General features: G+C 71.8%; 13 protein-coding genes. 7 read left to right on the plus strand and 6 right to left on the minus strand.

The window, feature by feature from the left end; translation table 11 throughout:
- Window positions 1-223: 223 nt before the first annotated feature.
- Window positions 224-2,248, plus strand: a complete 2,025-nt coding sequence (locus R2J75_RS06005; RefSeq protein ID WP_316411257.1) for a hybrid sensor histidine kinase/response regulator — start codon at window positions 224-226, stop codon at window positions 2,246-2,248.
- Here R2J75_RS06005 and R2J75_RS06010 read toward each other — a convergent pair.
- Window positions 2,245-3,366, minus strand: a complete 1,122-nt coding sequence (locus R2J75_RS06010; RefSeq protein ID WP_243333286.1) for a molybdopterin molybdotransferase MoeA — start codon at window positions 3,364-3,366, stop codon at window positions 2,245-2,247. The genes R2J75_RS06005 and R2J75_RS06010 overlap by 4 nt on opposite strands.
- A gap of 159 nt (window positions 3,367-3,525) precedes the next feature.
- On the opposite strand from R2J75_RS06010, the gene R2J75_RS06015 reads away from it, so the two are divergent.
- The 4 genes from R2J75_RS06015 to R2J75_RS06030 are packed head-to-tail and all read left to right on the plus strand — an operon-like array spanning window position 3,526 to window position 7,481.
- Complete coding sequence (locus tag R2J75_RS06015) at window positions 3,526-5,652, plus strand: RelA/SpoT family protein (protein ID WP_243333284.1); 2,127 nt, start codon at window positions 3,526-3,528, stop codon at window positions 5,650-5,652.
- Window positions 5,636-6,325, plus strand: a complete 690-nt coding sequence (locus tag R2J75_RS06020; protein WP_243333282.1) for an NUDIX hydrolase — start codon at window positions 5,636-5,638, stop codon at window positions 6,323-6,325. The genes R2J75_RS06015 and R2J75_RS06020 overlap by 17 nt, the downstream gene beginning before the upstream one ends.
- Window positions 6,322-6,522, plus strand: coding sequence for a hypothetical protein (locus R2J75_RS06025; RefSeq protein ID WP_243333279.1), 201 nt, complete (start codon window positions 6,322-6,324; stop codon window positions 6,520-6,522). The genes R2J75_RS06020 and R2J75_RS06025 overlap by 4 nt, the downstream gene beginning before the upstream one ends.
- Window positions 6,523-6,527: 5 nt before the next feature.
- Complete coding sequence (locus tag R2J75_RS06030; protein ID WP_243333277.1) at window positions 6,528-7,481, plus strand: YihY/virulence factor BrkB family protein; 954 nt, start codon at window positions 6,528-6,530, stop codon at window positions 7,479-7,481.
- On the opposite strand, the gene R2J75_RS06035 is transcribed toward R2J75_RS06030, so the two are convergent.
- The 5 genes from R2J75_RS06035 to R2J75_RS06055 form a co-directional block, all read right to left on the minus strand.
- Window positions 7,454-8,629 carry a hypothetical protein gene (locus R2J75_RS06035; RefSeq protein WP_243333275.1) on the minus strand — a complete coding sequence of 392 codons (1,176 nt, stop codon included), beginning with the start codon at window positions 8,627-8,629 and terminating at the stop codon, window positions 7,454-7,456. The genes R2J75_RS06030 and R2J75_RS06035 overlap by 28 nt on opposite strands.
- On the minus strand, window positions 8,626-9,435 hold the full coding sequence (locus tag R2J75_RS06040; RefSeq protein ID WP_243333273.1) for a bifunctional hydroxymethylpyrimidine kinase/phosphomethylpyrimidine kinase: 810 nt from the start codon (window positions 9,433-9,435) through the stop codon (window positions 8,626-8,628). Before R2J75_RS06040 ends, R2J75_RS06035 begins: the two co-directional genes overlap by 4 nt.
- A 13-nt stretch (window positions 9,436-9,448) precedes the next feature.
- Window positions 9,449-9,754, minus strand: coding sequence for a FliM/FliN family flagellar motor switch protein (locus tag R2J75_RS06045; protein WP_243333271.1), 306 nt, complete (start codon window positions 9,752-9,754; stop codon window positions 9,449-9,451).
- Window positions 9,755-9,829: 75 nt separating this feature from the next.
- Window positions 9,830-10,429 carry a flagellar basal body-associated FliL family protein gene (locus R2J75_RS06050; protein WP_243346377.1) on the minus strand — a complete coding sequence of 200 codons (600 nt, stop codon included), beginning with the start codon at window positions 10,427-10,429 and terminating at the stop codon, window positions 9,830-9,832.
- Window positions 10,430-10,757: 328 nt separating this feature from the next.
- Entirely contained in the window at window positions 10,758-11,054 is a 297-nt protein-coding gene (locus tag R2J75_RS06055; RefSeq protein WP_243333269.1) for an HU family DNA-binding protein, read from the minus strand.
- A gap of 372 nt (window positions 11,055-11,426) precedes the next feature.
- Between R2J75_RS06055 and truA the strand changes: the two genes are divergently transcribed.
- Window positions 11,427-12,227: a tRNA pseudouridine(38-40) synthase TruA gene (gene truA / locus R2J75_RS06060; RefSeq protein ID WP_243333268.1), complete on the plus strand. Its 801-nt coding sequence runs from the start codon at window positions 11,427-11,429 to the stop codon at window positions 12,225-12,227.
- Between the two features lie 4 nt (window positions 12,228-12,231).
- Window positions 12,232-13,944 (plus strand): NAD(+) synthase, encoded by a 1,713-nt coding sequence (nadE, locus tag R2J75_RS06065; RefSeq protein WP_316411258.1) that lies wholly within the window; start codon window positions 12,232-12,234, stop codon window positions 13,942-13,944.
- Window positions 13,945-13,977: the final 33 nt, after the last annotated feature.

Genomic DNA, 13,977 nt, shown 5'->3' on the forward strand with positions numbered 1-13,977 from the left:
CTGAATATTTAGAATTAATTATTTTCTCGTTCGCAGGGCTTTCTTGTTTAGTTGAAGACTCTAAACTAAAGGCATGAATCCAATCGGGAGGGGCCCACGTCGCGGGCGCTTCGCGCGCCTTGTGAGGCGTTTCGTCCGCAGGGCCCTTCCCGACCCCTCCCAGCCCCTGGAGCGGCAGTTCTTTCAGGGGCTCTGTTGGTTCGCAGGGGGGCTCTCGATCCTGGTGATCGCCCCCCTCAACAACTATCCGAGCCTCGACCCCCGGGTGAACCCGTGCATCCTGACTTATGGGGTCGTCTGTCTGGGGTTGGCTTGGCTATCCCGGCGGGGACGCCACCTCCAGCGGACCTTCGCCCTCTTGACCGTGGTCTGCCTGGATGCCCTCTGGTTCCCCAACGGCGGCAGCCAGGGCAGCGCGGGGCTCTACTTCTCGCTGGTGGCCGTGCTGATCGCCCTCTTTTTCCGGGGCTGGAGCCGGCTGGCGGCCCTGGGGGCCCTCCTGGCCAACGTGCTGGGGTTGCTGGTCCTGGAAGGGGCCCACCCCACCTGGGCGGCACCCTTCCCCAATCCCTCGGACCGGCTGGTGGACCTGGGCATCGGCCTGCTGTTCAGCCTGCCCGTCGGCACCTTTGTCGTGGCCGTCATGCTGGGCCTCCATGAACGACAGGCCGCGGAGGCCCAGGCCATGGTCAGGGCCCTCCAGGCCAGCGAGGCGCGGTTCCGCTCCGCCTTCCGGAACATGCCCGTGGCCCTGATGATCCAGGCCTACCCCGAGGGCCGGATCGAGGCCGTGAACGCGCGGTTCGCCCAGGTCTTCGGGCGGTCGGCGGGGGAGGTGACCGGCAGGACGCCCGAGGACCTGGCGCTCTGGGCGGACCCCCAGGACGCGGGCCGGCTCGCGGCCCTGCTGGATGCGGGTCCCCGGGTGGAGGCCTTCGAGGCCCAGATCCGGAGGGGCGACGGGCACTTCCAATGGATCTCCCTCCACGCGGAGCGGTTCGAACAGGATGGGGAGAGCCGGCTGTTGTCCAGCGCGGTGGACATCACGGAGCGCCGCCGGCTGGAGGCCGAGCGCCTCTACCTGGAGGACCGGCGGAACCGCCTGCGCAAGGCCGAGAGCCTGGGCATGATGGCGGGTTCCATCGCCCACCACTTCAACAACAAGCTGCAGGTCGCCCTGGCGGGGATCGAAGGGCTGGATGGCCTGCCGGCGGACGCGGGTGCGGGTCGGCGCCTGGCCCTGGCCCGGCAGGCCTTGGAGGAGGCCGTCGAGGTCAGCCAGAAAATGCGGATCTCCCTGGGGCAGGTGCCGGCGGGCCGGGCCCTGGCGGGTTGGCTGCCCCTGGGCGGCGCCCTGCTGGAGGGCAGCCGGAACGCATTGCCGCCGGGCGTCACCCTGGTCTGGGAGGCCGACGGCGCCTCCGCCCAGGTCTCGGTGAGCGAGGACCTGGTGCGCCAGGTGGTCGCCAACCTCGTCACCAACGCGGCCGAGTCCCTGCGCGAGGGGGGTGGGGTGGTGCGGGCCCGCATCGGATCCTGCGAGCCGGAGGACATCCCCGAGACCCATCGCTATCCCCTCGGGTGGCAGCCCAGGGCCGCCCGCTACGCCTACCTGGAAGTGGCGGACGCCGGCTGCGGCATCGATCCCGGCGACTTGGACCGCATCTTCGACCCCTTCTATTCCACCAAGTTCACGGGCCGGGGCCTGGGTCTGTCCGTGACCCTGGGCGTCGTGCAGGCCTATGGCGGGCTCATGACCGTGGAGAGCCATCCCAACGAGGGCAGCGTCTTCCGGGCCTGGTTCCCCTGCGCGTCGGCGGCCGCGATGGCCGTTGACCCGGCTCCCAGTCCGGAGGCCCCCCGGCCGGCCGGGAAGATCCTCCTCGTGGACGATGACGAGGGCCTGCTGGCGACCACCCAGGACCTGCTGGCCTGGCTGGGGTACGCCTCCCTTCCGGCCCGGGGCGGGCGGGAGGCCGTGGCCGCCTTCGCCGCCCACCCGGACCAGTTCGTCTGCGTGATCACCGACCTGACCATGCCGGGCCTGGACGGCTGGCAGACCCTGGCGGCCCTCCGGGAGCGGGATCCCGCCCTCCCGGCCATCGTGATGAGCGGGTACCACCGGGGGCAGGGGGCGGGCGCGCCCCCCCGGGACCTGCCCCATGTGTTCCTGGGCAAGCCCTTCCGGTTGGCCGAACTGAAGGCCGCCTTGGAAACGGCCCTCGCGTTCGCCGAAACGCGCGTCTAGACGACGTCCAGGTACCGGGTGGGGCCGGCGGCGAGGCCCCCCTCGGGGATCCAGGCGAAGGCCTCGGCCTGGGCCAGGCGGACGAGGTCGGCGGAACCCCGGCTGGGGAGCGGATCCAGGTCCCGGCCCTGGCGACGGCAGGGGTGGAGCAGGGGGCGGTCCCCGGGATTGGGGACGGGGGCCCGGAGGAGGCCCTCCTTCCAGGGTTCCGGCGCCCGCCGGCCCTGGAGGCCGGCCAGGGCCACGGGCAGAAACATTAAGGCGTTAATGTAACTGGACACGGGGTTCCCGGGGAGGCCGAGGATGATGCGGCCGTCCAGGAGGGCTGTGAGCATGGGCTTGCCCGGCTTCAGGCGGATCTTGTGGAAGAGGATGCGGGCGCCCATGTCGGCCAGCACCCGGGGCAGGTGGTCCTTTTCGCCGGCCGATACGCCGCCCGAGGTCAGCAGGATGCCCAGATCGCCCAGATCCTCCAGGAAGGCCCGTACGGCCGCGGGTTCATCCGGAAGGGCCGGCAGCCGGCGGACGTCGGCCCCCAGGGCGTGGGCCAGGGCCTCCAGCATGGGGCCGTTGCTGTCCCGGATCTGGTGGGGGGCGGGATGGGCGTTCAGCTCGTCGCCCGTGGCGACCACCCCGACCTTCACGCGGGCCAGGGGCGGAACGGGCATGCCCACCTGGGCCAGCAACCCTACCCGGGCGGCCCGGGCGGGCTCCCCCGCGGGCAGGAGCAGGTCCCCGGCCCGGGCCTGGCCCGCCCGGGGTCGGATGTTCTCGCCGGCCCGGGGGGGGCGGACCGGGACCAGGGCGTCCCCCCGGACCTCCAGCTCCTCCACGGGCACCACCGCGTCGGCCCCCGGGGGCACCGCGGCCCCGGTCATGATCCGCACGCAGGTTCCGGGGGCCACCTCCAGGGTCGGGGGATCCCCCGCATAGCGGGTGCCCAGGACCCGGCGGGGCGCCACCCCGTCCGAGGCCCGCAGGGCGGCCCCGTCCATGGAGGACAGGTCCAGGGCCGGATCGTCCCGGTCCGCGCGGACCTCGGCCGTGGCGGGGGCCGGGAAGGCGTCCCGGAGGATGCGCAGGGCGTCTTCGAGGGGCAGGAGGGGCGGGGTGCTCATGCCTCCACTTTAAGGTAGAGGCTGGCGCCTGGGATCGGCCTGCCGCAAACTCCTTATATGGCTGGGAGGGATGAACATCGCGTAGCCGCACCGGCGAGGGACAGGGAATCCGCGGACGCGGGAGGCAGCTGCCTCACGCTCGAGGGTGCCTATGAGAAGGTGCGCACGCGGTTCCTGAGCCACCATCCGCAGGGGGACGCGGCCCTCCTGGACCGGGCCTTCAAGGTCGGTCGCCAGATGCACGCCGACCAGCGCCGCAAGAGCGGGGAACCCTACTTCTTCCACCCCCTGGCCGTGGCCCAGTCCCTGGCCGAGTGGCGCCTGGACGCCGTCAGCATCGCCTGCGCCATCCTCCACGACACGGTGGAGGACACGGGCATGACCATGGAGGACCTCCGCCGGCAGTTCGGGGACGAGGTGGCCGACATCGTGGACGGCCTCACCAAGATGTCCAAGCTCAGCTTCACCGACCGCACCCTCCTCAACGCGGAGAACGTGCGCAAGCTGCTGGTGGCCATGGGCAAGGACGTGCGCGTGCTCCTCGTCAAGCTCGCGGACCGCCTCCACAACATGCGCACCCTGGCCTCCATGCGGGAGGAGAAGCGCCGGCGCATCGCCCGGGAGACCCTGGAGCTCTATGCGCCCCTGGCCAACCGCCTGGGCATGGGCACCGTCCGGGCCGAACTGGAGGACCTGGCCTTCGCCAATCTGGAGCCCGAGCGGTACCAGGAGATGCGCAGGGTCATCGAGCAGAAGCGGGCCAAGAGCGCCCCCATGGTGGACGAGATCCGCAAGACCCTCCACGCCGCCCTCCGGGACCAGGGCATCCCGGCGGAGATCCTCTACCGCGAGAAGCACCTCTACGGGATCTGGCGCAAGATGGGCCTCCAGGAGAAGGCCCTGGAGGACATCCACGATTGGCTGGCCTACCGGATCATCTGCCAGGACCGGGCTTCCTGCTACACGGCCCTCGGCCTCGTCCACGCCCTCTACAAGCCCATCCCCGGCCGTTTCAAGGACTACATCAGCCTCCCCAAGGACAACGGCTACCAGAGCATCCACACCAGCGTCCTGATGCCCAACGGGGACAGCTTCGAAGTGCAGTTCCGGACGCGGGAGATGGACGACCACGCCGAGGCAGGCATCGCCGCCCACTGGACCTACAAGGACGGCCGGATCGCCAACAAACAGGAGATCAACCAGGCCTCCTTCCTCCGCCGCATGGTCGAACTGCACCAGGAGTCCCGGGACAGCCGCGACCTGGTCGCCAACCTCAAGGGGGAGCTCAGCTTCCAGCGCATCCAGGTCTTCACCCCCAAGGGCGACCTGCGCAGCCTCCCCGAGAACGCCACCCCCATCGACTTCGCCTACTCCATCCACACCGAGGTGGGCCACCACTGCGTCGGCGCCAAGGTCAACGGCCGCATGGTGCCCCTCCGCCACACCCTGCAGAACGGGGACCGGGTGGAGATCTTCACGCGGGCCGATCACAAGCCGAGCCGGGACTGGCTGTCCATGGTCACCTCCGCCGGCGCCAAGGCGAAGATCCAGGCCTACATCCGCGAGGAGGAGCGGGCCCACGCCATCACCGTCGGCAAGGAGCGCCTGGAGCGCGAGGCGCGGACGCTGGGGATCCGCATGGAGACCTCCGAGGTCCACGCGGCCCTGGACGCGCGGCTGAAGGAGCTGCGCATCCCGACCTGGGAGGCCTTCTACGCGCAGGTCGGCTTCAACCGGATCAGCTGCCGGAAGCTGCTGGACGTGGTCGTCCCGGACGGTGCCCGGGCCGCCAAGGAGGAGAAGACCGCCGACCTGGGCCACGACACGGTGCTCGTGGACGACAACGTGGGCATCCTCTACGTCCTCGCCGTGTGCTGCAAGCCCATCTGGGGCGACGAGATCGTGGGGTACACCACCCGGGGCCGGGGGATCTCCATCCACCGCGCCAACTGCCCGCACCTCAGCGCCTCCGCGCCCAACCCCGAGCGGCTCGTCAGCGTCGCGTGGGGCCGCAACCCCAAGGGGCTCTACAACACCGAGATCGTGGTCCACACCGAGGACCGCCCCGGCATGGTGGCCGCCATCTCCAACGCGGTGCAGAAGGCCGGCTTCAACATGCAGCGGTTCAGCGGCTCCAGCTCCGACGAGGGCGCGGGGGTCTTCTACATCGCCCTGCGGGTGAAGGACCGGGACCACATCGTCGAGCTCATGTCGGCGATCCGCAAGATCAAGGGGGTCTTCACCGTCGAGCGGGTCAGGGGGAGCTACTTTGGAACCGTCCGGTAGCTGGGCGCCGCCCCCGGCGGGGGTGGCCGTGCCCTGGGCCCGGATCGAGGCCAGTCTGCGCCTTCCCCAGCGGTGGCCGGACCCCTTCCGCCTCGCCGGCCGGGTCGCGGAGAGCCCGCGGCGCGCCGCCGTGGCCGTGCTCCTCCGGGGGACGGCCCTCGGGGCCGAGGAGGTGGTGCTCGTCCAGCGGGGGGCGACGGCCCCCCACCATCCCGGGGAGCTGGCCTTCCCCGGCGGCATGTGCGAACCCTGGGACCGGGATCTCCCGGCCACGGCCCGGCGCGAGCTCATGGAGGAGCTCGGCGTCTCGGAAGGGCTCTGGGAGATGGGCTGCTTCCCGGACGGCGTGGCCAAGGCGCGGACGCGGTTCACGCCCGTCTTCCTCCGTTGGGAGGAACCGGCGCCGCGGTTCGTCCTCTCCTCCGAGATCCAGGACGTGCTGCGGCTGCCCCTGGCCCCCCTCCTGGAGGCGCCCTGGACCCTCCAGCGCCTGGAGCTGAGGGGCGCCGTGGTCCACGTGCCCCGCCTGGAGCTGGAACCGGTCCCCCTGTGGGGGGCGACGGCCCTGGTCCTCAAGTCCTGGCTGGACGTCCTGTCCTCGGTGCGCAATCCTCCGGGGGCTGATACCCTGGACGGGGCCCGCGCGCCCCTCCCAACCAAGGCCGATCCGTGAAATTCCTCAGCAGCCACGTGCTCCAGTTCCTCATCATGGGCTCCGGGATCTCCCTGATCCTGGGCCTGCTCACGCCCACCCTTCGCAGGGACCGCACGCGCCAGAGCATCCTCAAGCACGCTGCCGGCCTCCTGGGCATCGGCCTCGTGCTGGCCTGGGTGATGTACCTCCTGCCCCAGCACCCCGTCCGGTTCTGAAGGGCATGGACGAGGCGCTCCAGGGCCTCCTCGCGTCCCTGCAGGCGCGGGGCGCCTGGATCTGGCGGCGGTGGACCCGGGCCTGGCCGCCCCTGGGCACCGCCGGGGACTTCATCCTGGAGGTGCTGCGCAAGTACCACCACGACGACTGTCTCACCTACGCGGCCAGCCTGAGCTTCTTCCTGACCATCTCCCTGATCCCGCTGGCCACGCTGTTCTTCAAGCTGCTGGTGCTCATGCTGGGGTCCGGGGCCTACAGCGCCCAGCTCCAGAAGGCCATCGGCGAGATGTACCCCTACCTGCCGCAGGGGTTCATCCTCGACACCATCGCCCACAGCCGCAGGATCGGGAGCATCGGCCCCAGCTGGGTGGTGCTCTTCATCGGCGCCCACTGGGGGGTGAACCAGCTCGACCGCAGCCTCGCGCACATCTTCGGGCTGCGCATGCGCCAGCACCGGCAGACCCGGCGCTTCAACTGGTTCCGGCGCCTGGGGGTGGTCTTCGTGGGCCTCCTGTTCCTGGTCATCCTGCTGGCCGCGGGGTTCGAGTGGGGCCTGCGCCGCCGGGCGCCGTTCTCCCCGATCCTCCTCTACGCCTTCCTGCCGCCGGTGCTGGCCCTGCTGCTGATCACCCTCGTGCTCCAGCACATCCCCCGGCGCCACATCCGGTTCCGGCACGCCCTCCTCGGGGCCGCGGTCACCACCGGCCTGTGGTGGGGGGCGCAGCGCGTCTTCGGCTACTACCTGGCCCACACCCCCACCTGGGGCATCCTCTACGGCTCCCTGGGGAGCCTGATGGCCGCCCTGATCTTCCTCTACTACAGCTGCGCCATCTTCATGCTGGGGGCCGAGATCACCGCCGCCTTCTACCGCCACGGCGGGGGGGAGTCGGGCCAGGCGCCGCCGTCCCGCTGGCGCCGCCGGCGTCCGGGTCAGAGGTCCTCGAACAGCGCCGGCTGAAGCACCTGGGTGGTGTCGGGCGGGGGCGGGAAGGCCGCGGCCTCGGCCCAGGGGTGATCGGGCATGAAGGGGCCGGGCAGGGCCGCCTCCGGGGGCAGCCAGCGGAGGGCGGGGGGCGTCTGGAGGCCGGCGACGAAGGCGCCCACCGGGCCCTCCATGGGGACCGCGGGCACCCGCAGGGCCGCCTCGGGCGGGCCCAGGAGCTGGGAGAGGGGCCGGGGGAAGGCGCAGCGGCTCTCCAGGGGCGAGGGATCCCGGGGATCCAGGCCCAGGCCCGGGGTGAAGCTGGGCGGGGCGGGGGGCAGGGGCAGGGCCGACCGCCAGGGGAGCCCCTCGTTCATGGCCTGGCGGCCCAGGGCCTCGGCGGCCAGGGGGTCCGTGCTGACGCCGGGGTGGATGGGGCAGCGGAGGGCGTGTTCCAGGGCCTCGACGAGGGCGCGCACGGCCTCGCCGGCCCGGTCCCAGCCGGCGCCCGCGAGCTGCCATTCCCGGCCGCCCAGGAAGGAGACCCGCCAGCCCGTGCGCCGACGCTGGAACGGAAGGCCGCCGGGCCAGGCCCCCGCCTCCATGCGGAGGCTGATGGCCTTTTCCGACCGGGCCTGGGCCTCCTCCAGGGTGCGGGCCAGGTCGACCGGATCCAGGTGCTCCAGGGCGCCGAGGGGCAGGATGAGTTCGCCCCAGAGCCAGGCCGGGGGCTCGGCGTCCGCGGCGGTGCCCAGGCCGGGCAGTTCCCAGTGGCCCGCCCGGGTCTCCGGGACCCAGCCGATCCAGCCGCGCCGCCAGGCCTGTCCCAGGTCGCCCGTGGGGGCGGTGCGGGCCTGGAGGCGCACCCGTCCGGGCTCCCGCAGGTGGGGGGCGAAGGCCGCGTCCCGCACGTGGAGGGCGAGGCCGGGGGTCTGGGTGAGGAGCTTCCAGTACCCCGCCCGCACCTCGGGGGCGAGGTCGTCGAGCCAGGCCACGGGCGCGTCCCACAGAAGGGCGAAGCCGCCGGGCAGCAGGCCCGCGAGCCGGGCCAGGGCGCCCAGCCCCTCCCAGGGGGCGGTGGCGAGGTTCCAGGCCTGGTCCAGGGCGCGCACGCCGCCCCAGCCCGCGTAGGGGGCGTCCTCCCCGGTGTGCAGGAGCCAGCCGCGGCCTTCGGCCCGCCTCATGGCCGGCCTCCGGCGGGGGCGAAGCAGGGACGGCCCGCGCCACCCGGGCGGATGGCCTCGGGCCAGCGGGAGCGGAGCCAAGCGGCCGCGGCCCGGGCGGCGGCCTCCGGGGCCTCGCCCTGGAGCCGGAAGGCGAGCCAGGCGGAAGCGAGGGTGCAGCCGGTGCCCCTGCGGTCCCCCGGCAGGCGGGGGCTGCGGCCGAGGCCCTCGGCCCCGCGGCGCGTCACCCACACGTCCTCGAGTTCGGCGCCCTCGCCGTGGCCCCCCTTGATCCACACCGCGGAAGCCCCCGCGGCCAGCAGGGGCCGGGCGAGGTCCCCGGGCTCCGCCGTGGCGGGAAGGCCGGACAGGGCCGCGGCCTCGGGCCGGTTGGGGGAGACGACCCAGTCGCCGCGCCCCAGGAGGGCGCCGGCCAGGGCCCGGAGGCCGGCGGGGCCGTGGAGGCCGACCCCCGAGGTGGGCGCCTGGACGGGATCCCAGATGGCCGCGACGGGGCGGCGCTCCGCCAGGAAGTCCGCGATGGCCCCCAGCGCCAAGGGCTCCAGGGCGCAGAGCCCCAGCTTGACGCCCCAGGTCCCGGCCAGGTGCGGCGCCAGGGCCGCCAGGGCGGGCATGGGGTCCCGGGGGGGCAGGATGGCCTCGCAGCCCAGGCCGTTCTGGAGGGTGTCGCCCGTGCTCACCGCCATGGGGTGCACGCCCAGGGCCGCCAAGGTCATGACATCCCGCAGCAGGCCCGCGCCGCCGGACGGATCGAACCCGCCGAGGCAGAGCGCGGCGGGGGCGGCGGGAGCGGCGGAGGCGGTCACCTGCTAAGGATACTCAGACTTTCCGCTGGGGATCGATGATCTCCACGATGCGCAGGCCCAGCGAGTCCTCCAGCACCGTCACCTCGCCGCGCATCACGGGGCGCCCCTTGCAGAGGACCTCCATGGGCTCGCCGGCGCTCTTCTTGAGCTCCACCAGGGAGCCCACGTCCAGGTCCAGCAGGTCGCGGATGGTCATGGTGGCCGTGCCGAGCTGGATCTCCAGCTTGAACCGCGTGTCGATGAACGGCATGAGATCGGCGATCACGTGCTCGAACGTGACGACGCGTTCGGTGTCGAGCCGGTCACTGCGCTTGGCCATGGGGGGTTCGTCCGGGAAGGGGGGCGTCCGTCAAGAAACGGACGCCCGCGGGAGGCATCGCAAGGCCTGTGCCACCTACTGCTGGATGGCCCAGTCGACGATCAGCACGTCCTTGATGGGAGGCTTGACGGGCTTGCCGGTCTTCTTCGCCTTCTCCAGCTCCTCCTTGGAGTGCTTGTTGGCGAACTTCTCGTTCAGCTTCTCCTTGATCTCGTTGCGGATGCTCTCCCGGGTCTCCAGGTCCATGGCGGCCTCCACCGTCTTGCCGGAGATGGACTCGAGGACCAGGGACCGGATGACGCTGTTCTCGGGGGAGGGCTTGTCGCTGGCGGCCAGCTTCCCGAGTTCGTGGTTGCGGAAGAGGATGTGGATGTCGCACTTGAGGAAGGCGTTCTTGCGCCCGTCCAGGTTCACGATCAGCCGGTTGAGGGTCATCACGGGGGGGCCCGAGGCCCCTTCGCCCTCGCCGCCCTTGGCCGGGGCCTCGTCCTCGTCGTCGTCCTCCTTGGCGGCGGCCTTGCCTTCCTCCTTGCCCTCGGCGGTGGCGGCGCCGGCCTCGGCGGCGGCGGGGGCCGCCTTCTTGGCGCCCAGGGTCTTGAAGGCGAAGAAGGCGCCGCCCCCCAGGAGGAGCAGCACCACGAGCCCGATGCCACCGAAAATGATCAGCTTCTTCATTCAGGACCCCTTTCCCGTCCAGCGGGATTCCATGCGCGGACCAGCCATTCTATCGGAAGCTCCCGCCGCGCGCCTGAGTCCGCGCGCGGAAGCGCGGGCCGCTTTCCGGACTCCGAGGGCGGAAACCTGGATTGCCGGGGCTTCCATGGACCTCGTTGAGCGCCTGCGGTATTTCCAGGCGGGCCATGCGTCAGAACAGGCCGGTGGGAAGCCTCGGGGGCTGATCGTGGGTAGGAGACATTAACGGTCTCCTTTTGCACATGAATGTGGCGGAAGTACATAAAACAAGCGGCCCGGAATCCGGGCCGCTTGGGGGGGATCGTTCGTCCTACTTCTTCTTCTTGCCGCCCTTGCCGTTCACGTCGTCAGCAAGCTTCTTGCCGGGCTTGAACTTGGCGACCTTCTTGGCGGCGATCTTGATCTTCGCGCCGTCGCGGGGGTTGCGGCCGGTGCGGGGGCCGCGGGTGGCGACGGAGAAGGTGCCGAAGCCCACCAGGGTGACCTTGTCGCCGGCGCGCAGGGCGGCGGAGACGCTGGCGATGATGGTGTCCAGGGCGGCGGCGGCCTTGGACTTGTTGATGTCGGCCTTCTCGGCGACGGCGCTGATCAGTTCAGCCTTGTTCATGAGAAACCTCCAAAATGGGGATTTGTATCCCCGGTGAAGTGAAAACGGTGGGCCGTGGACTTGAGGGGTCCCACCGGCGCTTGATTTTCAAGGGATGACTGCCCTGAAACCCTTGTGGATTCTGGTCTTCAACTAAACTACCAGCAAGGTAGACCTCCGATTGTTTGGTGTCAAGGCTTTGCGAGATTTTTTTTTTGAAGACTGGCGGCAGGTGGACATCTACGTTCCACACCCCCGTACGGATCGGCCCCCGGCGGGCTTTATAACCCATGCATGGACTGCACATGCCCACGGGGCGGGCCTCCGGTGCGCCGCGGAGGCTCCGGAGGCCCTGTACCAGCGATCCCCCGGCGGCCGCGATAGAATGGCGGCATGACCCGCCCCTACTTCCTCCGGTGCGCCTACGTCGGCTCGGGCTTCTCCGGCTTCCAGATCCAGACCACGCTGCGGAGCGTGCAGGGCGAGCTGTGGCGCGCCCTCCGGGCCTTCGACCCCGACGCGCCCATGCCCCAGGGCACGGGGCGCACCGACGCGGGCGTCCATGCCCGCGCCCAGGGCGTCCTCGTCCAGCTGGCCCGGGACTGGGATCCCTACCGCCTCCTGGCGGCCTTCAACGCCCACCTGGAGCGGGATGTGCGGATCATGAAAGCCCAGGCCGCGCCGGAGGCCTTCTTCCCCCGCGCCCACGCCGTGGCCAAGCGCTACGTCTACCGCATCCAGGAAGGGCCCGCGGAGGATCCCTTCCTCCGGCCCTTCCGGTGGCACGTCCACGGGGCGGCCCCCCTCGACCGCGCAGCCATGGCGCGGGCGGCCTCGGCCCTGGTCGGCCTCCACGACTTCTCCACCTTCCGCCACCACGAATGCGCGGCGTCCTCCACCGTGAAGCGGGTGCACGCCGTGCGCCTGGAAGGGGAGGGACCCTCCCTGGACCTGGTTTTCGAGGGCAACCGCTTCCTCATGCACATGGTCCGGATCATGGCCGGAACGCTGGTGGAGGTGGGCAAGGGCCGGATTCCCGCGGGGGAGATGCCCGCCATCCTCGCCGCCCGGGACCGCCGGCGGGCCGGGATCACCGCGCCGCCCCACGGCCTCTGCCTGGAGGAGGTCTGGTACCAGGCGCGCTGGGGTGTCGGGGAGCCCTCCCCCTGGCCGGAGGAGGAGGGGCTATCCTAGGGGGATGCGCATCGCACTCCTCCAGCTCAACAGCCGCCTGGGCGATCCCGAGGCCAACGGCCGCGCCCTCGAGGCCGCGTACCGGGAGGCGGTGGGCCGGGGTGCCGACCTGGTCCTTTCCGCGGAAATGGCCGTGGGCGGCTACCTGGCCGAGGACCGGCTCTGGGAGCAGGCCCTCCGCCGGGCCGTCGTCGCCGAATCCGAGCGCCTCGCGGCCGCCTCGGGCCCGGTCCCGTTGGTCTTCGGGACCTGCACCCCCTCGCCTTCGGGGCGCCTGTGGAACGAGCTGTGGTGGTGCGAATCGGGGGCCGTCCGCGCCCGGGCCCGGAAGCGGATCCTCCCCGCCTACGACGTCTTCGACGAGAGCCGCTACTTCGACGCCGACCTGGAGCTCCAGCCCCTGGTGGACTACCGGGGGGAGCGGGTGGGCCTTTCCGTGTGCGAGGACCTCTGGGCCAGCGCGGAGCTGGCGCCCGGTCCCATCCGCTACCCCTTCGACCCCATCGCGGACTTGGCGGGGCAGGGGGCGACCCTCATCCTCAACGCCTCGGCGAGCCCCGGCCACCTCGGCAGTTACCTGCCCCCCGGCCGGACCGCGCCCTGGCAGGCCCCGTCCAAGCTGGCCCTCCGGCGGCGCCTCCTCCAGGGCCACGCGGCGCGGCACGGGGTGCCCATCGCCTACGCGAGCCGGGTGGGTTCCGAGAGCTGGCTGACCTTCGACGGGGGCTCCGGGCTGGTGCAGCCCGACGGCACCTGGCAGGGCGACGACTTCTTCGAGGAGGGCGTGGTCATGACCGACTCCGCCGTCCAGGGCCGTCCCTGGCCCGCCGAGCCCCGGGAGGAGGCCTGGCTGCGCCGGGCCCTGACCATCGGCCTCCGGGAGAACATGGCCAAGCAGGGCCTGGAGGCCGCCGTGGTGGGCCTGTCCGGGGGCATCGACAGCTCCGTGGTCGCGGCCGTGGCGGCGGAGGCCCTGGGCCCGGACCGGGTGCTGGGCATCGCCCTCCCCACCCGCTTCACCAGCGCCGAGAGCCTCACCCTGGCCCGGGAGCAGGCCGACGCCCTCGGGATCCCCTTCCTGCAGCTGGACGCGGGCCAGCCCTTCGAGGGCGCGGCGCGGGCCCTCGGGGCGGCCTTCCCCGACCGCGCCTTCGGCCTCACCGACGAGAACTTCCAGAGCCGGTGCCGGGGCATGCTGCTCATGGGCGCCACCTCCGAACCCGGCGTCCACCGGCTGCTGGGGACCCCCCGGGTGGCGGTGCTGAACACCGGCAACAAGAGCGAGGCCGCCACCGGCTACTTCACCCTCTACGGCGACGGCATCGGCGCCTTCGGCATCCTCGGCGACTGCCTCAAGGCCCGGGTCTTCGCCCTGGCCCGGGAGCTGGGGCCGGCCATCCCCCGGGGCATCCTGGAGCGCAAGCCCACCGCCGAGCTCCGCCCGGACCAGACCGACGAGACCAGCCTCATGCCCTACCGCCAGCTGGACGCCGTCCTCGGCATCCTCCTGGAGGCCCGCCGGGAGGAGGCCCAGATCCGCGAGGACCTGGCCTGCGCCCTGGAGGGCGCCGACCTGGAGCAGGCGCGGAACGCCCTGCCGCGGGTCTTCGCGCTCCTGCGCAACTCCGAGTTCAAGCGGCGCCAGCTGCCCTTCTGCCTGAAGGTGAGTCCCTGGGCCTTCGGCCGCGGCCGGCGGATCCCGCTGACCGCCAAGTGAAATCTAATGACTGATTTATGCTTGTAAAAAATA

The sequence above is a fragment of the Mesoterricola sediminis genome, from assembly GCF_030295425.1.
Lineage (GTDB): Bacteria > Acidobacteriota > Holophagae > Holophagales > Holophagaceae > Mesoterricola > Mesoterricola sediminis.

What these genes read in the sequence shown, in the direction of transcription:
- R2J75_RS06010 (WP_243333286.1), bottom strand. Translation starts at nt 3,366, where the DNA reads ATGAGCACCCCGCCCCTCCTGCCCCTCGAAGACGCCCTGCGCATCCTC.
- R2J75_RS06030 (WP_243333277.1), top strand. Translation starts at nt 6,528, where the DNA reads ATGGACGAGGCGCTCCAGGGCCTCCTCGCGTCCCTGCAGGCGCGGGGC.
- R2J75_RS06035 (WP_243333275.1), bottom strand. Translation starts at nt 8,629, where the DNA reads ATGAGGCGGGCCGAAGGCCGCGGCTGGCTCCTGCACACCGGGGAGGAC.
- R2J75_RS06045 (WP_243333271.1), bottom strand. Translation starts at nt 9,754, where the DNA reads ATGGCCAAGCGCAGTGACCGGCTCGACACCGAACGCGTCGTCACGTTC.
- R2J75_RS06050 (WP_243346377.1), bottom strand. Translation starts at nt 10,429, where the DNA reads ATGAAGAAGCTGATCATTTTCGGTGGCATCGGGCTCGTGGTGCTGCTC.
- R2J75_RS06055 (WP_243333269.1), bottom strand. Translation starts at nt 11,054, where the DNA reads ATGAACAAGGCTGAACTGATCAGCGCCGTCGCCGAGAAGGCCGACATC.
- truA (WP_243333268.1), top strand. Translation starts at nt 11,427, where the DNA reads ATGACCCGCCCCTACTTCCTCCGGTGCGCCTACGTCGGCTCGGGCTTC.
- nadE (WP_316411258.1), top strand. Translation starts at nt 12,232, where the DNA reads ATGCGCATCGCACTCCTCCAGCTCAACAGCCGCCTGGGCGATCCCGAG.